21 protein-coding genes and 1 pseudogene are annotated in these 24,763 nt (G+C 67.8%); 15 read left to right on the top strand and 7 right to left on the bottom strand.

The window, feature by feature from the left end; genetic code table 11:
- Positions 1-3 precede the first annotated feature (3 nt).
- A complete protein-coding gene (locus BJF89_RS03885) occupies positions 4-948 on the top strand; it encodes a hypothetical protein (RefSeq protein WP_075812407.1) in 945 nt (314 codons plus the stop codon).
- 5 nt (positions 949-953) lie between these two features.
- Here the strand turns inward: BJF89_RS03885 and BJF89_RS03880 are convergent, their stop codons facing one another.
- The gene (locus tag BJF89_RS03880; protein WP_369803645.1) at positions 954-1,802 is read right to left on the bottom strand and encodes a TrmH family RNA methyltransferase; all 849 of its coding nucleotides are present in this window, start codon (positions 1,800-1,802) and stop codon (positions 954-956) included.
- A gap of 4 nt (positions 1,803-1,806) precedes the next feature.
- Complete coding sequence (locus BJF89_RS03875) at positions 1,807-3,258, bottom strand: NCS2 family permease (protein WP_075812403.1); 1,452 nt, start codon at positions 3,256-3,258, stop codon at positions 1,807-1,809.
- A gap of 50 nt (positions 3,259-3,308) precedes the next feature.
- Here BJF89_RS03875 and BJF89_RS03870 point away from each other — a divergent pair, with 50 nt between their 5' ends.
- The 3 genes from BJF89_RS03870 to BJF89_RS03860 are packed head-to-tail and all read left to right on the top strand — an operon-like array spanning position 3,309 to position 6,151.
- A complete protein-coding gene (locus tag BJF89_RS03870; protein ID WP_075812401.1) occupies positions 3,309-4,169 on the top strand; it encodes a glutaminyl-peptide cyclotransferase in 861 nt (286 codons plus the stop codon).
- A gap of 7 nt (positions 4,170-4,176) precedes the next feature.
- Positions 4,177-5,511, top strand: a complete 1,335-nt coding sequence (locus tag BJF89_RS03865; RefSeq protein WP_075812399.1) for an MFS transporter — start codon at positions 4,177-4,179, stop codon at positions 5,509-5,511.
- 43 nt (positions 5,512-5,554) lie between these two features.
- Positions 5,555-6,151, top strand: a complete 597-nt coding sequence (locus tag BJF89_RS03860; RefSeq protein ID WP_075812397.1) for a DUF2771 domain-containing protein — start codon at positions 5,555-5,557, stop codon at positions 6,149-6,151.
- 4 nt (positions 6,152-6,155) lie between these two features.
- On the opposite strand, the gene BJF89_RS03855 is transcribed toward BJF89_RS03860, so the two are convergent.
- A complete protein-coding gene (locus BJF89_RS03855; protein WP_075812395.1) occupies positions 6,156-6,575 on the bottom strand; it encodes a cold-shock protein in 420 nt (139 codons plus the stop codon).
- Between the two features lie 395 nt (positions 6,576-6,970).
- On the opposite strand from BJF89_RS03855, the pseudogene BJF89_RS19860 reads away from it, so the two are divergent.
- Positions 6,971-7,617, top strand: a pseudogene (locus BJF89_RS19860) (resuscitation-promoting factor Rpf1 domain-containing protein).
- A gap of 148 nt (positions 7,618-7,765) precedes the next feature.
- On the opposite strand, the gene BJF89_RS03845 reads toward BJF89_RS19860, so the two are convergent.
- Positions 7,766-7,954: a hypothetical protein gene (locus BJF89_RS03845; protein WP_038553016.1), complete on the bottom strand. Its 189-nt coding sequence runs from the start codon at positions 7,952-7,954 to the stop codon at positions 7,766-7,768.
- A 106-nt stretch (positions 7,955-8,060) separates the two neighbouring features.
- Here BJF89_RS03845 and BJF89_RS03840 point away from each other — a divergent pair, with 106 nt between their 5' ends.
- The 3 genes from BJF89_RS03840 to BJF89_RS03830 all read left to right on the top strand — a co-directional run bounded on the left by BJF89_RS03840 (position 8,061) and on the right by BJF89_RS03830 (position 12,747).
- Entirely contained in the window at positions 8,061-10,361 is a 2,301-nt protein-coding gene (locus BJF89_RS03840) for a helicase-associated domain-containing protein (protein WP_075812393.1), read from the top strand.
- Positions 10,362-10,447: 86 nt separating this feature from the next.
- Complete coding sequence (locus tag BJF89_RS03835; protein WP_075812391.1) at positions 10,448-12,094, top strand: DNA repair helicase XPB; 1,647 nt, start codon at positions 10,448-10,450, stop codon at positions 12,092-12,094.
- Between the two features lie 11 nt (positions 12,095-12,105).
- Complete coding sequence (locus BJF89_RS03830) at positions 12,106-12,747, top strand: DUF3239 domain-containing protein (RefSeq protein WP_075812389.1); 642 nt, start codon at positions 12,106-12,108, stop codon at positions 12,745-12,747.
- A gap of 89 nt (positions 12,748-12,836) precedes the next feature.
- Here BJF89_RS03830 and BJF89_RS03825 read toward each other — a convergent pair whose 3' ends face one another.
- Positions 12,837-13,838: a hypothetical protein gene (locus tag BJF89_RS03825; protein WP_075812387.1), complete on the bottom strand. Its 1,002-nt coding sequence runs from the start codon at positions 13,836-13,838 to the stop codon at positions 12,837-12,839.
- Positions 13,839-14,102: 264 nt separating this feature from the next.
- On the opposite strand from BJF89_RS03825, the gene BJF89_RS03820 reads away from it, so the two are divergent.
- From BJF89_RS03820 to BJF89_RS03805, 4 genes are read left to right on the top strand one after another with little or no spacing between them, the layout of a single operon-like run.
- Positions 14,103-14,873 (top strand): LamB/YcsF family protein, encoded by a 771-nt coding sequence (locus BJF89_RS03820; protein WP_075812453.1) that lies wholly within the window; start codon positions 14,103-14,105, stop codon positions 14,871-14,873.
- Positions 14,870-16,411, top strand: coding sequence for a carboxyltransferase domain-containing protein (locus BJF89_RS03815; protein ID WP_075812385.1), 1,542 nt, complete (start codon positions 14,870-14,872; stop codon positions 16,409-16,411). The genes BJF89_RS03820 and BJF89_RS03815 overlap by 4 nt, the downstream gene beginning before the upstream one ends.
- Positions 16,408-18,141, top strand: a complete 1,734-nt coding sequence (locus BJF89_RS03810; protein WP_075812383.1) for a biotin carboxylase N-terminal domain-containing protein — start codon at positions 16,408-16,410, stop codon at positions 18,139-18,141. The genes BJF89_RS03815 and BJF89_RS03810 overlap by 4 nt, the downstream gene beginning before the upstream one ends.
- Before the next feature lie 2 nt (positions 18,142-18,143).
- Positions 18,144-18,761 carry a GntR family transcriptional regulator gene (locus tag BJF89_RS03805; RefSeq protein WP_075812381.1) on the top strand — a complete coding sequence of 206 codons (618 nt, stop codon included), beginning with the start codon at positions 18,144-18,146 and terminating at the stop codon, positions 18,759-18,761.
- Here BJF89_RS03805 and BJF89_RS03800 read toward each other — a convergent pair.
- Both BJF89_RS03800 and BJF89_RS03795 read right to left on the bottom strand, forming a co-directional pair.
- Positions 18,717-19,838, bottom strand: coding sequence for a PLP-dependent cysteine synthase family protein (locus tag BJF89_RS03800; RefSeq protein WP_222843800.1), 1,122 nt, complete (start codon positions 19,836-19,838; stop codon positions 18,717-18,719). The genes BJF89_RS03805 and BJF89_RS03800 overlap by 45 nt on opposite strands.
- The gene (locus BJF89_RS03795) at positions 19,832-20,815 is read right to left on the bottom strand and encodes a hypothetical protein (RefSeq protein ID WP_075812377.1); all 984 of its coding nucleotides are present in this window, start codon (positions 20,813-20,815) and stop codon (positions 19,832-19,834) included. The genes BJF89_RS03800 and BJF89_RS03795 overlap by 7 nt, the downstream gene beginning before the upstream one ends.
- A gap of 19 nt (positions 20,816-20,834) precedes the next feature.
- Here BJF89_RS03795 and BJF89_RS03790 point away from each other — a divergent pair, with 19 nt between their 5' ends.
- From BJF89_RS03790 to BJF89_RS03780, 3 genes are read left to right on the top strand one after another with little or no spacing between them, the layout of a single operon-like run.
- Positions 20,835-22,046 (top strand): aminotransferase class I/II-fold pyridoxal phosphate-dependent enzyme, encoded by a 1,212-nt coding sequence (locus tag BJF89_RS03790; RefSeq protein ID WP_075812375.1) that lies wholly within the window; start codon positions 20,835-20,837, stop codon positions 22,044-22,046.
- A gap of 8 nt (positions 22,047-22,054) precedes the next feature.
- Positions 22,055-23,272, top strand: coding sequence for a cobalamin-independent methionine synthase II family protein (locus tag BJF89_RS03785; RefSeq protein ID WP_369803642.1), 1,218 nt, complete (start codon positions 22,055-22,057; stop codon positions 23,270-23,272).
- A gap of 41 nt (positions 23,273-23,313) precedes the next feature.
- Positions 23,314-24,333, top strand: a complete 1,020-nt coding sequence (locus BJF89_RS03780) for an iron-siderophore ABC transporter substrate-binding protein (RefSeq protein WP_075812373.1) — start codon at positions 23,314-23,316, stop codon at positions 24,331-24,333.
- Positions 24,334-24,763 lie beyond the last annotated feature (430 nt).

The following is a 24,763-nucleotide window of genomic DNA, read 5'->3' as shown; positions in this document are numbered from 1 at the left end:
GCCGTGGGATCTTCCGACTCCTCCGGTTCCGCAGGTGTGCCTGACACGGTCGTGACCCTCTGGTTCGCCACCGCAGCAGTCCCGCGGGACGTCCTCACGGCTGAACCCGTCCCCGACCGTGGTTTCGCCCGGAAGTACCTCGCCCAACTCGGCGTCCGTCTGGGGGCTGAAGGCGACGGTGCGACGACTGTCTTCGGGGACTTCTCCTCCCCCACACACATCGGTGACTTCGACATGAACAGGTCCGCGCCGCCGGGACGCCACGAGTTCTACATCGGCGGCTACACCGGCCTGTCGATCGTGCAGACGGTCCTCCCCGATGCAGGACTGTTGTCGGAGGTCCCCGTACCTCTGCGGGACCTCATCGCTGCGGCGGACATATACGTGACCTGCCGCACCCCGGACGATCCGGACGGACTCGGGGGCTTCGCCCACTGGTCCGGGGGCGTGCTCAAACGGTGCTTCACGGCCACCCGCGACAAGATCCTCGAGGACAACGGGCTCCCCGAACCGTTCGAGGCGCCGTTCTGGGAAGGCAACGTCGAATCGACCGGTATCCAACTGCCGTTCCGACCGGGGGAGTTCGCCGCCGCAGCCGAGGAGTACTGGCTCGGTTTCCGCGTGGAGCGTGAGGGGATCGACATCCCGGTCTGCGCCTTCGCTCTGGACGGTCGCCCGGCATCGCGGCCCGGTCGCCGGAACTCCGGCGCATCCTCCGTCCCGCACCGTCCGGTCAGCGCCGTCACCCCGAACACCCCCGGGTACGACGACTACGCCGACGGCAAGGAGTCCGCGACCAGGGCAACCTCCGATCTACTCAAGGGCGCGGCGCTGTCCGCGGTGACCGGGGTGGGCCGCGGACTTCGTGGCGGGGTACGTCTGTTCCAGACGGGCGCGCACCGCATCGGCGACGAGGTCCGGCGACGCGCACGCAACGCGGGACGCTGACTGCCTCAGAACTGTGCGGCGTAGAAGCCGATCGCGGCCGACGTCGCCACATTCAGCGAATCCGTCCCCGGCGACATGGGGATCTTCGCCCGTACATCGGCCGCCCGCATCGCATGTTCGGTCAGCCCCGGGCCTTCTGCACCGACCATCACGGCAACCTTGTCCGCGCCTGCAACCGCCTCGGACAGCGCCGAGTCCGTGTTCGGCGTCATCGCCACCACCCGGTATCCGCGGGACTGCAGGTCGACGAGACCCCGTTGCCACGTCGTCGGACGGACACCGACGTGTGCGAACGGGGTACGCAGCACGTGCCCCATCGACACCCGCACCACCCGTCGGTACAACGGGTCCGCGCACCCCGCCCCGAGCAGGACCGCGCCGACCCCCAGGCCGGCGGCGTTCCGGAACAGCGCGCCGATGTTCTCGTGGTCACCGACTCCCTCCAGCACGGCGATCACCCGGTTGTCCGGAGAAAGTCCGTCCAACACGCTCTGCGGCGACGGTTCCTCCACACGGTCGGCGGTGGCGACGAGACCGCGGTGCATGTCGAATCCCGCGGCGTCGGCGAGCACGTCCCGGGACACCTCGAAGAAAGGGACACCCTCGAGTCCACGGGCGACCTCCGGGTCGGACGCCGCAACGTCCCGCAACTGGTCCAGGCGGTGCGCGAAGCCCACCACCTGGCGCACAGGGAACCGCGACGCCGCCAGTCGCGGGACGACCAGGTTGCCCTCCGCAACCACCAGGCCCTTGCCTCCGGGCAGGTCCGGACGTCTGTCCGAGGAGTTCAGGTCACGGATGTCGTCGAGGCGGGTGTCGGTCGGGTCAGTGACCGTTACAGGAGCGTCCGGCACAGCTCTACCCCACCGCATCCATGATCGGGTCGATGGCGAAGTAGACCACGAACAGGATCGCCACCAGGTACATCAGCCAGTGCAGTGTCCGGCCCCGTCCCGTCACCAGCGCCATGATCGCGTAGGCGATGAACCCCATGCCGATCCCGTTGGCGATGGAGTAGGTGTACGGCATGATCACGATCGTCAGAAACGCCGGAAGGGCGATCTCGAAGCGGGAGAAGTCGATCTCGGTGATCTGCCCCATCATCATCGCACCGACGACGACCAGCACCGGTGCCGCGGCCTCGATCGGCACCACGGAGTACAGCGGGGTCAGGAACATCGCGGCCAGGAAGATCACGCCGGTCACCACGTTCGCCAGGCCGGTGCGGGCGCCGTCGCCGATCCCGGCGGCGGAGTCGACGAAGACGGTGTTGGACGACGCCGACACCGAACCGCCGACGGCGGCACCGGCGCCCTCGATGATCAGGGCGGTGCGTAGGTTCGGCAGGTTGCCCTGCTCGTCGACGAGCCGCGCCTGTTTGCCCAACGCGGTCATGGTGCCCATCGCGTCGAAGAAGTTCGCCAGCACCAGGGTGAAGACCAGCAGGCACGCAGAGAGGGCACCGATCTTCGCGAAGGCCCCGAAGAGGTCGACAGCGCCGACGAGGCTGAGGTCCGGCACGGAGCCCAGTGAGTCCGGGATCTCCGGGGTGGCCATCTGCCATCCTTTGCCCTCGCCGAAGTCGCCGGTGAGCGCCTGGACGATCATCGCGAAGACGGTGGTGACGATGATGCCGATGAAGAGTCCACCGCGGACCTTCTTGGCGACGAGGATGCCGCAGACGACCAGGCCGAGCACGAAGGTGGCCGTGGGCCAGGAGGCGATCGACCCGTCGATCCCCAACGTGACCGGTACCGTGGTCCCCGCGGCATCGGGGATGCGCTGGACGAACCCGGAGTCCACCACACCGACCATGGCGATGAAGAGACCGATACCGACCCCGATCGCCGCCTTCAGCGAGTTCGGGATCGCGTTGAACACGGCCTCACGGAAACCGGTGACCGCGAGGATCACGATGATCACACCGTCGATCACCACCAGCCCCATCGCCTGGGGCCAGGTGAGCCCCTCCGAGGCGACGAAGGTGACCGCCACCAGGGTGTTGATCCCCAGGCCAGCGGCGATACCGAAGGGGTACTTCGCGAACACTCCGAAGGCTATCGTCATCACGCCGGCCGCCAGCGCGGTGACGGCGGCGACCCGGGAGGTCCCCAGGACGTCGCCGTTGCCGTCCTCGACCGTCCCCAGGATCAGCGGGTTGAGGATGATGATGTAGGCCATCGCGAAGAACGTCACGATACCGGCACGGACCTCCGTGCCGACCGTCGAACGGCGTGCCGTGATGTGGAAGTACCGGTCGAGGGCCCCTGGTGCTGGTGCGGCGGTCATCTCGCCGATGGAATCTGACATAAGTAGTAAGAATCGCACCAGGCAGGTCTGCGTGCAACCGGTGTGGCAGCATGGGCGGTATGACCCCTCGCGTTCAGTCGGCGCCACGTGGCGCACGTACGGTGTCCATCCTGTCCGCCGCCATGCTGACGGTCGCGATGACCGGATGCTCCGCGGCCGAGGACGGCGGGGACCCCGTGGATGCCGACTCCACCGTCCCGGTCCTGACGGCCGAGGTCACCGCGGAGCATCCGTTCGACTCATCGTCCTTCACCCAGGGGTTGGAGGTCATGCCCGACGGTGACCTGCTGGTGTCGACAGGGTTGAACGGCGAGTCGCGGATCTACCGCGCCCCCGTCGACGACGCGACCTCCCCCACCGTCAGCGCGGACCTCGACGAGAGGTACTTCGGCGAGGGGGCCACCGTGCACGGGGACACGGTGTGGCAACTCACGTGGAAATCAGGTGTCGCTTTCGCGCGGGACGCCGACACCCTGGAAGTCACCGACGAAGCCTCCTACGACGGCGAAGGATGGGGACTGTGTTCCGACGGCGACCGTTTGGTCATGTCGGACGGTTCCCCCACCCTGACCTTCCGGGATCCGGCGACTTTCGCCCCGACCGGCAGCGTGGAGGTCACCCTCGACGGGGACCCCGTCGACGAGATCAACGAACTGGAGTGCACGGGTTCCGGGGACGAGAAGACCGTCTGGGCCAATGTGTGGCACTCCGACCGCATTCTGCGCATCGACCCGACCACCGGTGACGTGACCGGGGTGGTCGACCTCGACCTCCCCGCAGGTGACAGGGACGGTGCCGACGTCCTCAACGGTATCGCCGAGAACCGTGCCGAGGGGGCCGACGGCAACAGTTTCCTCGTGACCGGAAAGCTGTGGGACACCCTCTACGAGGTGCAGTTCAGTGAGGAATAGTGGCGTGATGTCCCGGTCGGCCAACCGGGTATACGGCCTGATGGGTGCCGACGGGGCACGGGAGTCCGGACTGACCGCCCTGATGTACACCTCCATCGCGAACTTCGCGGTGGACGCCGTCCTGGCGGTCTCGTTGGCAGGCACCCTGTTCTTCTCCGCAGCCGAGGCGGAGTCCCGGACATCTGTCGCCGCCTACCTGTTGGTGACGATCGCACCCTTCGCCCTGCTCGCTCCGCTGATCGGGCCTGCGCTTGACCGGATCCGGACGGGTCGTCGTCTCGCGCTCTCCCTGACCTTCGCAGGCCGGGTCGTCCTGGCGGCGGTGCTGCTGCAGAACTTCAACTCATGGATGCTCTACCCTGCAGCGCTGGGCATGCTGGTGCTGAGTAAGTCGTACGGCGTACTGAAGTCCTCGGTCACCCCCCGCGTCGCTCCCGAGGCACTCGACCTGGTGCGTGCCAATGCCCGGTTGACGATCGCCGGGCACATCGGCGGCTCCCTGGTCGCCGGCGGCCTGGCGGCAGCGATCGCCTACGTCTTCGATCCCCAGGCGTCCCTGTGGCTGCTGATGGTCGTGGCGCTGTCGGGGATCTACGGATGCGCCCTGATCCCCTCCACCGCCGAACGTGGTCAGGACGAGGTCACGGTCAGTCCCTTCGTACCGGAGGATCCTGTACCTGCTGCGGGGGTGCGTCGAGGACGTGGCGGTGGACCCGTGATCACCAGATGGCGGCGCTCCATCCGGGTGCGCTTCCCCGATGCCGCACGGACCTGCATGTGGGCGACGGCTCTGCAGCGGTGCGGAACCGGCTTCATGACAATCTACGTGGCGTTCGTCGCCAAGTCCTCCTCCCATCTGTCAGGTGTCGAACAGCTCTCGATGCTCGCCGCGGTGGGCGCGGCCGGTGGTGTGGGCACGTTCGCCGGTAACGCCCTGGGTTCGCGGATCCGGTTTTCCCGGCCTCAGGGCGCCGTCCTCGCCCTGGGAGCGCTGTCGCTGGGTGCCGTGGTGTGTGCGGCGGTATGGGACGGCATGGTCACCGCAGCAGTCGCCACCGCTGTCCTGTCACTGGGCAGCGCGATGTCGAAGGTGTGCCTGGACGCGGCGATCCAGTCCGGACTTGATCAGGCGGCACAGGCGTCGGCCTTCGGCATCTCCGAAACCGCGCTGCAGTTGTCGTGGGTCTTCGGCGGCACTCTCGGGATCCTGCTTCCCCCGGAGCTCACCGTCGGTATGGCCGTGCTCGCCGTCGTCGGTACAGTGATGTACGCCAATGTCATCGCCGCGGCGCGTGGCGTCGGCCTGGGTGCCCTGATCGGCCGGGCGAGGAGCCCCCGGTGAGCACGCCCGAACCCGACCCCCGTGGACAGGAGTTCCCTACCGAATGAGCACCGAGAAGCAGACGAAGAAGCAGCGGCGCCGGGCTGCCCAGCGTAAGCAGTACATCGCATTCGGAGCTATCGTGCTCCTGGTCGTGGTGGTCGCTGCGGCAGTGCTGGGTTACCAGTACTGGAGCGACAACCGCCCCGCCGCGGACCCGCAGGACCTGCGGGTGACGGTGACCGACGCGTCCGGGAACGAGCAGGAGTACGCCCCCTACTCCGTCTGCCAACGGTTCACAGGCGACTGCGACGAGGGCGAACCGTCCACGATCGAGGTGGGACCGGACGACGAGGTCACACTCTCGTTGCCCGAGGAGGTCACCAGCCAGGACTGGTCACTGCTGCAGATCTTCGACGATCAGGCGGCGAACATGGAGAACACCTGGGCCGCAGGAGAGAAGTCGGAGGTCACGGTCCGGGGTTCTGCGGAGACGGAGGACGGGGCCGAACCGGGTGCCCGTCTCAGCGTGGTCGAGGTCCATGCCCTGATCCTCGGGGAGGAAGACGGCGAAGAGGTGCCCTACGGCGTGGTCTGGGCCTTCAACACCGGCGTGGAGCCGGACCCCGCCGCCGACCCCACCACCGACCCCGGGGAGTAGCCGGTCAGCTGTCGAGCTCGCGGGCGATGGTGCGCAGGATCTCGGCGACCTGCCGCCCTTCCTTCCGGTCGGGACGGCGTCCCGCCTCCAGGCTCGGCTGCACCCGTGACTCCAGCAGCGTGACGGTGTCCTGGACCAGTTCATGGAGCTTGTCGGGGCTGTACTTGTGACCCCGTGCCCCCTGGGCACCCCTGGAGCCCTTCTGCGGTGACGACACCGGCCCGTCGTCCAGTACGGTCACGCGCATGGCCTGCGGGCCTTTCCGTGCTTCGGCGAAGTCGTACTCGAGGCGCTGTCCCTTGTGCAGCTCGGTCACTCCCTCGGGAAGCACCTGCGATCCGACGTAGACGTCCTCACCCTCGGGGTTGGAGACGAAGCCGAATCCCCGGTCCGGGTCGTACCACTTCACTTTTCCGGTCGGCATGATGTCGGCCTGTCCTTTCTCTACATACTGTCTACTCACGGATGGGGAATGCACCAGCTTACCCGTGGGGCGCCACGGGTGCCCACGCGTGCCTCCGGACCCCGAAATGCCGCCACGGGCCACAATGTGATGAAGGTCACACGTCAATAATAACGGTTCGATAACGTTCGAGACACGGAACGGTAACGCACTGGGCAACGCCGGTTTTGACCCCGTAGGTGCTCACGCTCACATTCGCGGCATCAGGACGCGATCGCGCCTGAACAGCCACGAATCCCGCCAATCAGCGTGACTCAATCGTGACAAACCGTTACTGTCGGACCCCAGCAATGAACACCGCGGTGATACACGGGACCTGATCGCCGCACCACCGACTCCGAAAGGAATCAACCCACATGGGACGACACACCATCCGTAAGAGCAGCTTCAGCACCAAGCGCCTCGCCGTCGCCGGCATGGCGACCCTGGCACTCGGCGCCGTCGCGGCTCCGGCAGCCAACGCCGCCCCCGACTCCGACTGGGACCGCCTCGCACAGTGCGAGTCCGGCGGAGACTGGTCCATCAACACCGGCAACGGCTTCCAGGGTGGACTCCAGTTCTCCCCGAGCACCTGGAGCGGCTACGGCGGCGACGAGTTCGCAGCCTCCGCCGACCAGGCCTCCCGCGAAGAGCAGATCGTTGTCGCCGAGCGCATTCTCGAGGGACAGGGCTGGGGCGCATGGCCGTCCTGCTCCGCTCAGCTGGGCCTGAACTCCGCACCGGAACAGCGCTCCGCACCGGCGGCCCCCGCCACCGACAACTACGCCGCCAACCCCCAGGAAGCTGCTGCCGACCTCAGCAGCCAGACCGACTCCCTCGCCATCGACGGCGTGTGGAGAAGATCACCGAGGCGTTCGCCGCCAACGGCATCGAGGTGCCGAACGAGCTGGAGTCCCTGTACAAGGACAACCGCGCAGCCCTCAACGACAACTACACCGGCGCCATCAAGCAGGCCGAGGCTGCAGGCGAGCAGTACAAGGCTGTCGCCGGCAACCTGTTCTAGTCCGCCGCGTCCTGTTCCGGGTCATGCCCCGGGACGCGCACTAGACCCCACGCATCACCAGGATCCCACCTGACAAAAGGTCTCGCCCGGGCATTCCGACTATTCGGAATGACCCGGGCGACGACCTTTTCCGCCGTATGCCGCCCGACTAACGGTTGATCACCGTGTACGGATGCACATAGGGCAGCTTCTCGGCGGGCACGGGGAACTCGGCGTCACCGAAAGGGCTCAACGCCCCGGCGTCGTCAGCCACGAGCTCAGAGACAGCGTGCTTACCTTCGGGCAGGTTCTGCGGCCAGCCCGGATCAACGTAGTGCTTCTTCTTTGCGTCAGCCATGGCACCGATCATTCCACATCCTCGCCGTTCAGGCGACTTTCCGACGGTGTAGTCCACACCGGCGTCTACACCCGTGCGACCACCGGCGGGTAAAGTTACCGTCGTTATGCCTGACTCCTTCCCCACCTACGCCGACTGGCTGTCCGGTCACCCCGACGACGTCCTCGTCGACCTGCTCTGGCGTCTGCGTGCCTTCCACCCCGGTTCCCTGGGGTCGGTCTCGGACGTGGCCGCACTGCGTCGGCTCGACGCCACCGGCCTGGCCGTCCTGCACGCCCTCGTCGTCGCCGGGGCAGACCATCAGCCGGTGGAACTGGAGGACGTCACCAGCACCCTCACACAGCTGTGGGACACCGCCGGAACCCGCCCAGAACACCGGGCGGACACCGAGGCGGTCCGGACCACGGTCCACACGCTGGCATCCTGGGGGCTGGTCTTCGGGCCGGACCTGTCGGTGTCTCCACGGGACCCTGCCACAGCGCCGGGCGCGATGAAGGTGCCGATGCACCTGCCACCGCTGTTCTCCGCCACCACTGACCTGCCGTGGGTACTGGTGGACGGCTACCGTTGCCCCATCCCGACCGAGGACCTGCCGAAGGTCCTCGACGCCCTCCCCACCCGCCAGCGGCGACTGCTCGACACCCTCGAGCTGTCCGGTGGCGTCGGGCACTCGGCGACACTCGACGACCCGGAACGCCCCCTCGCGCGGATGATCGCGGCAGGCCTGCTGGACCGGGTGGACGCCCAGACAGCCCGCCTGTCACTGCGGGTGTCGGCGAGCATCTCCGGACGCGTCGTCCCCCCGCCCGGCGGTGATTTCAGCGCGGTGGAGAACCCGTCCCGCCCGGACGCCCGCACCGACGCCACCGCCGTGGCACGGGTGGTCGAGACCGCCCGCCTGGTGGCCGACGTCCTGAAGCAGATCGGGAACACGCCCGTGCGCCCCCTCAACGCAGGGGGGATCGGGGTACGGGAGATCGCGCGCCTGTCGAAGGCGCTGGGCCTCGACGCAGCGGTAGTCAGCGACACGCTCGTCCTGTGCCGTCACGCCGACCTGATCGCCCTGGGACTGCCCGTTCCCGCTCCCCGGGACGTCATCGGCAGCGGCAACTTCTGGTCATTGAGCGAACGAGGTGCCACGTACCTGTCCGCACCCCTGTCCCGACGCTGGGCGATGCTGGTCGACGGATGGCGCCACAGCCCGCACGCCCCGTGGTCGGCGCAGGACGACACCGGCGCTGACGCCCACCTGCTGCAGGATTCCCTCGACGCGGCCGAAGCGGCGGCACTGCGGGGTGTCGTCGCCGCCAGCGGAGGGGTCGTCACGGCAGAGTCCCTCTGGCGTATCCGGCCCTCCGTCGCCGCTGTGACGTCCGAGGCCGCCGTCGACAGTGTGCGCGACGAGTGCGTGATCCTGGGCCTGTCCGCTGACGGGGAGCCCTCCTCGGCGGCCGTCGCGCTGGCCGCCACCGGATCCGACGAGGACCGGCTGACCGCCGCACTCGCCGATATCCTGCCCGCTCCGGTCGGCATGCTGATCATCCAGGCCGACATGACGATCCTCGCCCCCGGGTTGCTCGACGAGGACACCGAGGCGAAGCTGCGGACCTTCGCCGACGTCGAGTCCACCGGTATGGCCAGCGTCTGGCGGGTGACCAGGGAGAGCATGCAACGTGCCGTGGAACGGGGAGAAACCGCCGAAGGCATCGAGGACTTCCTCGCCGGCATGGCCCCCGACGTCCCCCAGTCGCTGTGGTATCTGGTCCAGGACACGTTCCGTACCCACCGTCCCCCGACGCCGGTGGTCGGCAGTACCGCGGCCAGCGTGTTGACCGCCCCCGACGAAAAGTCCATGGCAGCGATCATGGACACCGAGGCGGCGGACGAGACCGGACTCCGCCTGCTCTCCCCGACCGTCGCCGCGAGCTCGGTGCAGCTGTCACTGGTGGTCGAGGCTCTCGAGGACGAGGGCGTGACCATCAGCATCGACGGCGACACGGGCACCGGACGTGCCACCGCCGCACCGGTGTTCTCCACCGTCCCGGACCCACCCCGTCCGGCACCGTCCTTCACCCAGGTCGCCGACCAGCTCGCCGGTGCGGTGGAGGGGTTCCGCCGCACCCGTCAGGACGAGGACGACGAGGCGGGCCACAGTGGCGAGACCGCTCGGGTCCGGGAACCCCGCGCCATCATGGCGGCGCTGCGTCACGCCTACGACGCCGGGACCTCGGTGGAGATCAGCTACGTCGACGCCACCGGGTCAGCGGTGCACGAGTGGATCTCCGTGGTCACGATGAGCCCGGTGTCGATCATCGGCGTCACCGAGGCCGGTGGCCAGTCACTGCACATCCAGCCGCACCGCGTCGCGTGGGTCGGCACACCGGTGGATACGACCGATGAGCAGTAACTGACGTGGACGGTGCCGACGCGTAGGATGGTCTGGTTGCACGAGCGGCAACGCACACCTGCACCAACCCCTGTGAGGAGGCACCCGTGGGACTCGGTGACGGCCCGCTGATCGTCCAGTCGGACAAGACTGTGCTGCTGGAGATCGGGCACGCCCAGGCACAGGAGGCCCGCACCGCGCTGGCCCCCTTCGCCGAACTGGAACGCGCCCCCGAACACGTCCACACCTACCGGATCACCCCGCTGGCCCTGTGGAACGCCCGGGCCGCCGGACACGACGCCGAGCAGGTCGTGCACGTGCTGGAAACCTACTCCCGGTTCCCCGTCCCCCAGCCCCTGCTGGTGGACGTCGCCGAGACGATGGAACGCTACGGCCGGCTCATTCTGGCCAACCACCCCGCCCACGGGCTGGTTCTGGAGTCGACCGACCGTGCGGTCCTCGCCGAGATCCGTCGTCACAAGAAGATCCGGCCGATGCTCGGTGAGGAAATCGACGAGGACACCGTGATCGTCCACCCCTCGGAACGTGGGCGTCTCAAGCAGGAGCTGGTCAAGGTCGGATGGCCCGCGGAGGACCTCGCCGGCTACGTCGACGGCGAGGCACACCCCATCTCCCTGTCCACCGAGCAGGAGAACTGGCATCTGCGTGACTACCAGGAGATGGCCGCCGAATCCTTCTGGGCCGGTGGCTCCGGCGTGGTGGTACTGCCCTGTGGCGCCGGCAAGACGATGGTCGGCGCAGCATCCATGGCGAAGTCGCAGACCACGACGCTGATCCTGGTGACCAACACCGTCGCCGGACGGCAGTGGAAGGACGAGCTCGTCCGGCGCACCTCCCTCACCGAAGACGAGATCGGCGAGTACTCAGGTGAGAAGAAGGAGATCCGGCCCGTCACCATCGCCACCTACCAGGTCGTGACCCGTAAGACGAAGGGTGAGTTCCGTGCCCTGGAACTCTTCGACTCCCGTGACTGGGGCCTGATCATCTACGACGAGGTGCACCTGCTGCCCGCCCCGGTCTTCCGCATGACCAGTGACCTCCAGTCGCGCCGACGCCTGGGTCTGACCGCCACGCTGGTGCGTGAGGACGGCCGCGAGGACGACGTGTTCAGTCTCATCGGCCCCAAGCGCTACGACGCCCCCTGGAAGGACATCGAGGCCCAGGGCTGGATCGCCCCCGCCGACTGCACCGAGGTACGCGTGCAGCTCACCGAGTCCGAGCGCATGGTGTACGCCACCGCCGAGCAGAACGAGAAGTACCGGCTGGCCGCCTGCTCGCCGGCCAAGAACCGGATCGTCCGCAGGATCCTCGACCAGCATCCCGACGAACCGACGCTGGTCATCGGAGCCTACATCGACCAGCTGGAGGAACTCGGTGAAGAACTCGACGCACCGGTCATCGACGGACGCACCACCACCCACCGCCGCGAGGAACTCTACGACGCCTTCCGCAGCGGCGAGTTGCGGGTGCTGATCGTGTCGAAGGTGGCGAACTTCTCCATCGACCTCCCCGGCGCGTCGGTCGCGGTCCAGGTCTCGGGCACCTTCGGTTCCCGCCAGGAGGAGGCTCAGCGCCTCGGGCGGATCCTGCGTCCGAAGCCGGACGGAGGCCCCGCGTACTTCTACTCCGTCGTCGCCCGGGACACACTCGACGCCGACTACGCCGCCCACCGTCAGCGCTTCCTGGCGGAACAGGGGTACGGCTACCGCATCATCGACTCGGTCGACCTGTAGGATCATTCACCGTGGTCAGCTTCAACTTCACTGTCGACGAGCCCTTCGCCCGTAAACACAACGAGTTCTTCCGCGACTCGCGCCGATTCCAGTGGTCGGCTGGTCTGATGGGGGCGATCATGGTCGCTGCCGCAGTGATCCTCTTCGTGGTCGTGGACGCGGGCTGGGCGGTGATCGTGGGCATCGCCGCTGTGATCATGGCGCTGATCTGCTTCATCATGGTGCCGGTGTTCCCCCGCCAGCTCGGTTCGCCGCAACACTACTACGACGCCTACGCGCTTGCCCCCACCGTGATCGCCCAGGTCAACCCACGTGACGTCGTCCTGATGTCGCTGGTGGACACCGCCGCCACCGGTACCGCCAGGTCCCGCCCGGCTCTCGCGTTGCGCACCGTGACCTCGATTCCCGGGGTGGAACGCAAGGTCGGTGAGCGGGTGCCTGCCATGGCGGTCACCGGAATGCGCTCCGTCGGACAGCAGGACCACTGGGAACAGATCTCCCCGATGCCGGTGGCGTGGGGGACGCAGGACCGGTCCGTGGTCGCCGAGGCGGAGAAGGCCATCCCGGAGTCGGAGTGGTCGCGGCTGGAGTCCCTGATCGACCGTCTCGAGGACGTGCAGAAGACCCGGCACCTGCTGCTCGAGCTGGAGTAGGTTCCGGTCGGTCTCGGGAGCCGGTGGATTATCGCACCCCATCACTCTCTGATGGAGCTGTGACCTGGACTTTCGGAAACATTATCTCCTTACCGGGTGCGATAGTCACCCGATCCTCGACGCCGGCACAGTGCGATACCGGCCGCGATGGTGCGCTCCAGGAGGTCCGGATCCCTGAGATGGCCGTAGGTCAGCCGCAGGACGTGCCACCCCAGGTTCGCCAACTCCGCCGAAATACGGGAGTCCGTGTCGCGGCGACGGCGGTCCAGATGCTCTGAACCGTCGTACTGCAGGGCAAGTTTCAACGTCGGCGAACCCAAGTCCACCCGCGCCACGACGCCACGGCCGGTAGTGTCCGTCGTGTGTACCGGATCCGCCACCGTACCGTCCCGCCGAATCACCAGTTGAGAGATGAAGCCCTCCCCGAACATCCGACGCACCTGCAGCCGCATCACGGTCTCCATCGGCGACTCCGCACCCCGGTCCGCCATCGCCGCAATCCCCGCCATGTCCCGTCGGGGATAATGGTCTCCGCACGCGGCGACGAGACGGAGAGGATCACATCCGGACAAGGCACAGAATGCATCGATGAACTGCACGGCCCGGACACGCTTCATATCCAACCCCGTCCCGGGCACAACACGCCAGGCATGGTCGCCGGCGCGAAGGGAGCGCAGACAGTGGATGACGGTCAGCACCGGCGGCGTGACCTGGAGCTCGGGCATCTCACCGTCCACCTGCCAGCGGGGTGTGACCGCCGCCAGCGTCCCCTCCTTGCGGAACCGGGAGACTTCCTGCGGAGTCGTCGCCGCCCGACGCCGACCGCCGGACAGGACGCAGGTGTCTGCGTCGTCGCAGAAATACGGCATCCCCCAGAGGCACGCGGCACTCCAGCTGTGCGCGATCCAGTCCGGTCGTCGGGTAAGCACCATCCGCACCCTGGTCAAGGCATCAAGATCGTAGGCCAGGCCACGGGGATGCTCTGCGGCTCCCCACGCCACCAGCGCGGGATCCCTGACCGCCGCCCTGGGCACCCACAGGTCACCAGCCCGGACGAAGTTGTCGTCGAGATGTGTCCCCCGGTATGCCATTCGTTTCCCCCGTGCTTCTGTTCGGTCCACCCCCGTGGACGCAGGTTCAGAGTAGCCGACGGAACGCCGGATCGGCGCGGTGGCTACTGCCGCGGGCTGGATTTCGCACCCCTTTAGCTCCTTCTGCGAATCTGAACAGGCCTTTTACGAACATAAGCCAGTGATGAGGTGCGATGATTAACCTGGCTCCCCCAGCCACCCTCCACAATTCCGCTAGGCTTGACTTTGTTCAACAATGTCGTTGAGAGTGAGGGTTACGACACCATGCACGACAACGGTCCAGCCACCATCGACCTGAATGCCGACCTGGGCGAGACCACCGGTGGCATCGCCGTGGCCGACGACCCAGCCATGATCGCCCTGGTCTCCAGCGCCAATGTCGCGACCGGGTTCCATGCGGGTGACCCCCACGACATCGCCGCCACTGTCCGGGCCGCCGCTGAACGCGGAGTTACCGTCGGGGCGCACATCGGCTACCGGGATCCCGGAAACTTCGGGCGAACCATCCTCGACATCGACCCCGCCCAGCTTGCCGACGAGACTCTCTATCAGATCGGTGCACTCGATGCCCTGGCCAGGGCCCACGGGACGAAAGTCAGCTACGTCAAACCTCACGGAGCGCTCTACAACACCATCGTGCACGACAAGTCACAGGCCCGGGCGGTCGTCGACGGTGTGCGGGCATTCGGTGACCTGCCGCTCATGCTCCTGCCCGGCAGTGTTGCAATCGACCTCGCCGAGGGTAAAGGCCTGCGGGTGATCCGGGAGGCGTTCGCCGACCGCAACTACACCTCTGCCGGCACGCTTGTCCCCCGGTCGGAGGCGGACGCCGTGATCACCGATCCGGACGCTGTCGCCGCGCGCGTCCTGCAGGTAGCCACCACCGGCGCCGTTACCGCAGTGGACGGCACGGTCCTGCGCGTCGATGCTGAATCGGTGTGCATCCACGGTGACTCCCCGGGCGCGGTGGAGCTCTCCCGGATGATCGTCGAGAAGCTTCGCGCCGACGGCATCGATATCAGGAGTTTCCTGTGACCACGGATGCGACACCGGATGCAACACCGGTCCACCGGGTCGGCTCGCGGGCGGCGCTCGTCGATCTTCCGGACCTGGCGACGGCAATGGTCTGGCACTCCCATCTGGCCACCCACCCGTTAAGAGGCCAGCGCGACATCATCGCCGCAGCCCGTACCGTCCTCGTTGTGCTGGATTCACCGTCGGCGGCAACGGCGGCGATGAAGCAGCTCAGGACACTCCGTCCTACCGAAAGCGCTGGCGGGAACGCATACCGGACTGTGACCGTCGACGTCGTCTACGACGGCCCCGACCTGGAGACGGTCGCTGACCAGCTCGGCACCACGGTCGACGGGGTGATCGAGCACCACACCTCGTCGACGTGGACGGGTGCATTCGGTGGTTTCGCGCCGGGGTTCACCTACTGTGTGGGTGACAAGGTACCGTCCGTCTCCCGCCGGGACTCTCCCCGCACGGAGGTCCCGGACGGAGCCGTGGGCCTGGCGGGTGAGTTCTCCGCGGTGTATCCCCGCAGTTCACCGGGTGGCTGGCAGCTGATCGGCACGTCCGCGACTCCGGTGTGGGACGCATCGGAGCAGGAACCTGCCCTGATCCGACCGGGCGACCGTGTGGCGTACCGGGCGGTCAGGGAACGGGTGGAGGTCTGCCCGTCGGCTCCCGAACGCGACGACGACGTGCAGGAACGCGCTTCTCTGACGCTGACTGACCCCGGTCTGCTCACAGTGATCGAAGATGCCGGCCGCCCTGGGCACGGCGGGGTGGGAGTCACCGGCTCCGGTGCCGCAGACATGACCTCAGCCCAGGTCGCCAACGACGTCGTGGGCAACCACCCCGGAGACGCGGTCCTGGAGAACATCGGCGGACTGTCACTGACGGCCCTGCAGGACGTGGTGGTCGCGGTCACCGGCGCGGAAACCACGGTCACGGTAGACGGTCGCAGCCGAGCGTTGGCCTCTCCCCTGCTGGTCACCGAGGGGTCGACGCTGGTGGTTCCGGGCGTCGACGACCCTCACCACGGGCTACGCAGCTATGTCGCGGTACGGGGCGGTGTCCGGCACAACGGAGAGGTGCTGGGATCGCTGTCGTCGGATGTTCTCTCGGGGCTCGGACCGGATCCGCTGGTCGCCGGCTCCATGATCGAGGTGGGTGCCAGCCAGGTGGCTCCGACGCGGCACGGCACCAACCCGCTGCGTGTCCCGGATGTCCTGCGCGTCATCCCCGGGCCCCGTGACGACTGGTTCACCGGCGGAGCGGAAGCCCTCACCGGCCGGACATGGACGGTCAGTCCGGCGTCGAACCGGGTGGGGGTACGGCTGTCAGGTGCCGCCGTGGACCGCAGCGACGACCGCGAGCTCCCGAGTGAGGGGATGGTCGCCGGTTCCGTCCAGGTGCCGCCGGACGGCCAGCCTGTCCTGTTTCTGCGGGATCACGCCGTCACCGGCGGCTACCCCGTCATCGCCACTGTCATCGCCGAGGACCTCGACGCCGCAGCCCAGCTGGCGCCCGGCGCGACGGTCAGATTCGAGGAGTACACATGAGCACCATCTCATCCGTCCTGATCGCCAACCGCGGGGAGATTGCGGTGCGCATCGCCCGTGCCGCCCGTGACCTGGGCATTCGCACGGTCGCCATGTACACCGACGTCGACGTGGGTGCCCTGCACACCGAGATTGCCGAGGAAGCGCACGCGGTGTCCTCCTACCTCGACGTCGACGCACTGCTCGAGGTGGCGTCCCGCGCCGGCGTCGACAGTGTGCACCCCGGGTACGGGTTCCTGTCGGAGAACGCCGGTGCCGCCCGGGCAGTGCAGGACGCCGGACTGGTGTGGATCGGCCCGTCGCCGGAGACCATCGAGACCCTGGGCGACAAGATGGCGGCGCGTCAGCTCGCCGAGCAGTCCGGGGCCCCGTTGGCCCCGGGTACCTCCGAACCACTGACCTCATGGGAACAGGCCCGCGACTTCGCCGAGGAGCACGGCCTGCCGATCGCGATCAAGGCCGCCTTCGGTGGTGGCGGACGGGGTCTGAAGGTCGTCACCGAGGAGGACGGACTGGAGGCGGTGGAAGGCGCCTTCGCCGCGGCCGGTCGCGAGTCGCAGGAGGCCTTCGGACGTGCGGAGTGCTTCGTGGAGAAGTTCCTCGCCCGCCCCCGGCACGTCGAGGCCCAGGTGCTGGCGGACTCCCACGGGGCGGTCGCCGTGGTCGGCACCCGCGACTGCTCGACCCAGCGTCGCTTCCAGAAACTCGTGGAGGAGGCACCGGCGCCCTTCCTGTCCGCAGAGCAGAACCGGCGGATCATCGACGGTGCCCGCGAGGTGTGCCGTGCGGCGGGATACGTCGGTGCGGGGACGGTGGAGTTCATCGTCGCCGAGGACGGCACCGTGTCTTTCCTCGAGGTCAACACCCGCCTGCAGGTCGAGCACCCGGTGACCGAGGCCGTCTCCGGAATCGACATCGTCCAGGAGCAGTTCCGTATCGCGGCCGGAGGACGGTTGACCGTCGACCCGGACGCGGACCCCGTCGCCCACGGTCATGCCGTCGAGTTCCGGATCAACGCCGAAGACGTCGCCCACGGCTTCGCCCCCTGCCCGGGGACCGTGTCGCACTTCGAACCCCCGACAGGCCCGGGGATCCGTGTGGACAGCGGTGTCCGTTCAGGGTCGACGATCCCGGGCAGCTACGACTCCCTGCTGGCGAAACTGGTGGTGTGGGGGCCTGACCGCGAGACCGCTCTGCGACGGGCCCGCGCCGCACTCGACGAGTTCCGTATCGACGGGGTGCGGACCGTCCTGCCGTTCCACCGCGACATCGTGCGGGAACCGGCGTGGTCCGGTGGGGCCGACGATTTCGCCATGTGCACCGACTGGGTCGACCGCGAGTACGTGCCCGGCGCGCGCACCGTGGCCGACGTGTCATTCGACGACATCTACGCCGACCGCACCACCCTCGCCGTCGAGATCGCCGGCGTACTACAGCACGTGCGGGTCCCGTCCGTGCTGCTGCAGGGCGGGGGCGCGGCGTCCGGAGACGGACACACCGCCGGAGACGGGGACCCCGGGGACGTCCCCGCCCCCTTCGCCGGCACCCTGGCAGGGTGGCAGGTTTCTGACGGGGACACCGTCGAGGAGAACCAGACGATCGCCACCGTCGAGGCGATGAAGATGGAGTCCCCCGTCACCTCACCGGTCTCGGGCACCATCCACCTGCACGCCGAGCCCGGGGACACTGTCGCCCGCGGAGACGTGATCGCCCGGGTCGTGGAGGAGTAGGAGTGCGTGCCCAGACCGCTGCCCAGCAGCTCCGGCTCGCCGTGTCCGCCGGCGAATTCAGCCCGGGACAGAAACTCAGCGAGGTCGCCGTCGCGCAACGCTTCGGTATCTCCCGCAACACCCTGCGCGAAAGCTACGCCACGCTGATCGCGGACGGTGTGCTGACCCGTATCCCCAACCGCGGCGTGTTCATCGCCTCACCCGGCGCCGCCGACGTGCACAACCTCTTCCTCGCCCGTGCCGTCGTCGAACCCGGGGCGCTGCTGTGGGGGGAGACCCACGATGTCGACGTCCTGGACCGGATCGTCGCCGACGCCGAAGAACACCAGAGGGCCGGCGACCTGGCGGCGACCGCGACGGCGAACCAGGAGTTCCACCGCGCCGTGGTCGCGACGGCCGGTTCGGAGCTGCTCAACGAGGAGATGGAACGGCTACTCGCCCGGATGCGCCTGGTCTTCCTGCAGGCGGAGCGGCACGATCCCGGCTTCCACGGGGGATTCGTACCGGTCAACCGGACTATCGTCACCCGGCTCCAGGCCGGTGACCGGGAGGGGGCGGCGACCCTGCTGCGCGCGTCACTGCTCGAGACGAGCGCGTCGCTGTCCTCCCTCATCGGCTGAGAGGAACTCCAGGACCCGGTCGCGGTAGGCCGCGGCGTCGATCCCCCGGTCCGCCAGCCACTCCGTCGAGTAGTACTTGTCGAGATAGCGTTCCCCGGAATCGCAGATCAGTGACACCACGCTGCCCTGCTCACCGGCGTCCACCATCTCGGAGACCAGCCGCAGCGCGGCCCACAGTCCGGTGCCGGTGGAGCCGCCGGCCCGGATGCCGGTCACCTGCTCCAGTGCCTGGATCGCACCGATCGCCGCGGCATCGGGCACACCCATCATCCGGTCGACGACGGTCCCGGTGAAACTCGGTTCCACCCGTTGGCGACCGATACCCTCGATTCTGGAGGGTGCCGCAGTGGTGACGTCCCGGTCGTCAGCCTCCCAGGCCGGCAGGAACGCCGAGTTCTCCGGGTCGGCGACGCACAGACCGGTCATCCGTCCGGTGTAGCGCACGTAGCGGCCCAGGGTCGACGAGGTGCCGCCGGTACCGGCGGTCGCGACGATCCATGCCGGCTCCGGGTACCGTTCCATCGCCATCTGACGGAAAACGGACTCGGCGATGTTGTTGTTCCCCCGCCAGTCGGTGGCCCGCTCGGCGTAGGTGAACTGGTCCATGTAGTGGCCACCGCTCTCCTGCGCAATGTCCGCGGCGACCGCGTAGACGGTGGACGGATCATCGACGAATCGGACGTCGGCACCGTACGACCGGATCAGACGAACCTTCTCGGCACTGGTGGTCGCTGCCACGACGGTGAGGAACGGGACACCGATGAGCCGGGCGAAATAGGCCTCCGAAATCGCGGTGGAACCGGAGGACGCCTCGACCACCGGGGCACCGGGCCGGATCCACCCGTTGCTCAGTGCGTAGAGGAACAGGGAACGGGCGAGCCGGTGCTTCAGCGAACCGGTGGGATGCGTCGACTCGTCCTTGAGGTAGAGATCCACGCCCCAGGCCTCCGGGAGGGGCACGGACAGCAGGTGGGTGTCGGCCGAGCGGCACTGGTCCGCCTTGACCTTCGCTATCGCCCCGGCGAGCCAGCGACGCCCGTCCGCGTCATACCGGTTGAGGTCGCGTACCTCTACCATTGCGCCAACCATGCCGCGTCGTCGCTGATCCGCCGCCGCCACACGTCCGGGACCCCGAGGATGTGCTCGGAGAGGTAGGCCCGGAACTCATGGCCCGGTGCGCTGGAGGTGAAGAAGTCCTGCACCTGCTCCGCCGGTGTCCCCCGGGAGTCCTCGGAAGCCACCGACACCAGCGTGGGGACCTCCGACAGAGCCGGAGGAGCAGCGGTGAGTTCCGGGGAGATCCGGGGAGTCATGGCCAGCAGGAAGTCCGCGTCCTCGACGACGTCCCGGGCCAGTCCGAAGCCGGAGCCGAAGGTGATCAGACCGGTGCGTTGGTCCGGTCGGCCCCACCCGCGAACCTCGCGGACGGCGGCGGCAACGGCCGCCTGCGTCCGCTCCTGTGACGCTCCCTCGCCGTAGGCGGGCAACGGGTACACCAGATCCACCACGGTCACCCCGGACTTCTCGGCCAGTACGGCGAACAACGGCAGCCAGAGCTGGTCGTGGGCCTCAGCGTCACCGAACCAGCCGGGCCCGCCGTGCAGGCTCACCGCCACGGCACCGGTCGGCTCACTCGGGGTGAGCACGGTCCCGCCGACCCCGGCGACGGTCACCGGTTCCGCCGAGGGGCCCGTCTTCAGGAACGCCGACGTCGGCATGGCGTGGTCGAGACCCGCACCGAGAACCAGCAGACTGCAGTGGGTGATCAGGTCCGGTACCCGCGCCCACATGCGCTCGGTACGGTCCTTGAGCTCGGCGGTGACCCCGTCCGGCGACTCCGCGGCCTCATCGGTGGTCAACGACCGGAAGATCTCCGGGTAGCTGTCCTCGAAGAAGTTCAGCAGCTGGGTGAGCTGACCGCGCGGGCTGATGCCGTCCCTGCCTGCCTGGGCGTCCACCGGATGCCCCTTCGGCAACGTCGCGGGGTCGGTCTGCTCAAGGCGGACGGTCTCGTCCGGGTCCGCCCCGGTCGCGGTAATCGGCTGAATGCTCATGACCCCATACTATGGCGGCATGGAATCTCAGCATCACATCCCCACCCGTGCTCCGGCGTCCCGGGTCGCCGGCGTCGGCCCGACGGTCTTCGCGACGATCACCGCCGAGGCGGTACGTACCGGTGCGGCGAATCTCGGGCAGGGTTTCCCGGACGAGGACGGCCCGGCGGAGATGCTCCGGATGGCCGCCGCGGAGATCACCGGCGGCAACAACCAGTACGGGCCGGGACGCGGCCTGCCGTCGTTGCGTCGTGCCGTCGCGGAGGACCGGGGGCGCCGTCTCGGGCACGTCGTGGACCCGGAGGATGTGCTGATCACCGTGGGGGCGACCGAGGGCATCGCCGCCGCAGTGCTCGGACTTGTCGACCGCGGCCGCGAGGTCGTGGTCCTCGAGCCCACCTACGACGCGTACTCGGCGGCCATAGGGTTGGCCGAGGCCGTTGCCCGACCTGTGCGTCTGCTGCTGGACGACGGCAGGTGGCACCTGGACCGGGAGACGTTCGCCGCTGCAGTGGCGGATGGCCCGGCCGCCGTCATCCTCAACTCACCGCACAACCCGACCGGCACGGTCCTGGGGCGCGACGACCTGGAGTTCATCGCCGAGACAGTACGTGACACCGACGTGGTCGTCATCAGCGACGAGGTCTACGAGCGCCTCGCCTTCGATCGTCCCCACGTCGCCTTCGCCACGCTGCCCGGGATGTGGTCCCGGACCGTGACGTTGTCCAGCGCCGCTAAGTCCTTCAACGTCACAGGCTGGAAGACCGGGTGGGCGATCGCTCCTCCGGAGCTGCTGGATGCCGTCACCGCAGCCAAGCAGTTCCTCAGTTACGTCGGGGTCACACCCCTGCAGCCGGCGGTGGCGTGGGCGCTCGACAACGCCGACGACTGGAGCGAGCGGTGGGGGCACACGCTGCAGGCCCGCCGGGACCGCCTGGCGGGCGTCCTGCGTGCGACAGGGCAAAACGTCCTGCACAGTGACGGCACCTACTTCCTGGTCAGCGACATCGACCCGTTGGGGCTCGACGTCACGGCCGAGGAGTTCTGCCGCTCCCTGCCGGAGGCTGTCGGAGTGGCCGCCATTCCGGTGAGCAGCTTCGTGGCTGTGGCCGATGAACAGGTCGACACCCTGGTGCGGTGGACATTCTGCAAGGCCGACGGAACCCTCGACCTGGCCGAGGAGCGGTTGCTCGCTGCTGACTGGACGCGTCTGCATAAGACCGGAAACTAAACACTACGATGGTGCCCATGACTCAGATCCGCACCACACACGTAGGTTCACTGCCGCGCACCCCGGAACTGCTGGAGGCCAACCAGCGTCGGAGCAGCGGCGACATCAGCCAGGACGAGTTCCTCGGCATTCTCCAGGACGGTGTCGACAAGGTCGTCCGCCGGCAGGTCGACCTCGGGCTCGACATCATCAACGAGGGCGAGTACGGACACGTCACCTCCGGCGCCGTGGACTACGGCGCCTGGTGGAACTACATCTTCTCCCGGCTCAGCGGACTCACCATGACCGACACCGACCGCTGGGCCAACGCGGAGAAGGTCCGGTCGACCCCCGGGAACATCCGCCTGACCTCCTTCCCCGACCGTCGTGACCGTGCCGCCTTCAGTGCCGCCTACGACGACCCCGAGTCCGGTATCTTTACCGGACGTGCCAAGGTGGGCAACCCAAAATTCACCGGCGAGGTCGGTTACATCGGCGCTGACCAGGTAGGCGCCGACGTCCGACTCCTGACCCATGCGCTGTCCGCCGCGGACAAGAACACGTCCGACGGGTTCATCGCCGCCATTTCCCCGGGCTCCGCCGCGCGTCTCACCGACGAGTACTACGGTGACGACACGGCCCTGGTCAACGCCTGTGCGGATGCCCTGCACCATGAGTACAAGGCCATCACGGACGCCGGCCTGACCGTGCAGATCGACGCACCCGACCTCGCCGAGGCCTGGGACCAGATCAACCCCGAGCCCTCCGTCGCCGACTACCAGGCGTGGATCCGGATCCGGATCGCCGCCATCAACCGAGCGCTCGCGGGGCTGCCGAAGGACCAGACCCGTCTGCACATCTGCTGGGGTTCCTGGCACGGCCCCCACACCACGGACATCCCCCTCGCCGACATCATCGATGAAGTCCTCCAGGCTGAGGTGGGCGGGTTCTCCTTCGAGGGCGCCAGCCCTCGCCACGCCCATGAATGGCGCGTCTGGCAGGACCATGCACTCCCCGACAACACGTTGATCTATCCCGGGGTCGTCTGTCACTCCACCAACGTCGTGGAACACCCGCGCACGGTAGCCGACCGGATCCTGACGTTCGCCGAGGTTGTCGGGCCAGACCGGGTCGTCGCCTCCACAGACTGCGGTCTCGGTGGCCGTCTCCACGAGCAGATCGCGTGGACGAAGCTGGAGTCACTCGTCGAAGGTGCACGTATCGCCAGCCAAGACCTGCTGGGATAGTTTCTTTCTCTTCATGATTATGCCAGCGTAGGCTGTCCTTCATGACTTTCACTCCACATCCCGGCCGACGCACCGTCGGCATACTCACAGCAGTCGGTTGTGCACTCGCCCTGTCCGCATGCGCCGGTTCCTCGGACGACGACGACTCCGTCAACGCCGGCGAATCCTCCGCCGTCCAGACAGAGGGAACCTTCCCGCAGACCGTCGCGACCAAGTTCGGTGACGTCACCGTCGACGAACAGCCCACCAAGGTGGTGGCGTTGGGGTGGGGCGATGCAGAGACCGCACTCTCTCTCGGCGTCCAGCCCGTCGCCGCATCCGACTGGCTCGATTTCGGCGGTGAGGGCGTCGGCCCGTGGATGGAAGGTGCCTACGACTCCTCCCCCGAGATCATCAGCACGCTGGAGCCGGAGTACGAGGAAATCGCCGCGCTGAAGCCCGATCTCATCCTCGACGTCCGGAGTTCCGGCGACCAGGACCGCTACGACAAGCTCTCCTCGATCGCCACCACCGTCGGCATTCCGGACGGGGCGGACAGTTACCTGACCCCCCGTGAGGAACAGGTGCAGATGATCGCCACCGCGCTGGGACGTCCCGATGCGGGAGAGACCATCAACAAGGGATACGACGACATGGTCGCCGGAATCCGCGAGGAACATCCCGAATGGGCGGAGAAGACGGCCTCCACCGTGGCCCTCTCCTCCACCGGGTGGGGCGCCTACATCCGCGGCTCCGAACGCTACGACACGCTCCTCGACCTCGGGTTCCAGGAGAACACCACCCTCGCTGAGGAGAAGGTCGGCGACACCGGCTTCTCCGTCAAGCTCAGCGATGAAACTCTCTCGAAGGCTGACTCGGACCTTGTCGTGGCGTTCGCGGTCGGGACGACCCCGGAGGACGTGGACGGCAACAGCGCCTGGCAACGGCTCTCAGCGACGAAGGAAGGACATTCCTTCGCCATGCCGCGCGACATCTCCAGCGCCTACTCCCTGGGGTCACCGTCCGCGATCGAGTTCGCGCTGAAGGAGCTGGTGCCGTTGCTCGAGGAACACACGAGCTAGGGCCCCTTCCTCATAGTCCGGGCCACACAACCCGTCCGCACAACGCAGACCCGTTGGAGAGCAATGCGTGGGAGTTGCCGGACAACCGTCGCCGACGAGGACTTCAACCACCCTATGGGATTAACCGCGGTGACATTGTCCTTCCCCGACCCGCTCACCAACCACCACCACCACTTCCACAGCCACTACACCCCACACACCCTCTAACACCACCACCGCCGCCGCTCCACCCCACAGGAACACCGCCGCCGCCCACCCGGGCCGGGCACGCACGCCCCTCACCCCAGGCCGGGCCGGGCCGGGGCGGGGCACCCCACCCCACCAACACCACCCACACACGCACACACGCACACACGCACACAAAAAAAGAGGAGGCCCCAGCAACCAGAAAACTGGCTACCAGGGCCTCCCCACACACTTAGATGCCGGC

Source organism: Corynebacterium sp. CNJ-954, assembly GCF_001942345.1.
Classification (GTDB): Bacteria; Actinomycetota; Actinomycetes; order Mycobacteriales; family Mycobacteriaceae; genus Corynebacterium.
This window is presented reverse-complemented; position numbering and strand designations above follow the sequence as displayed.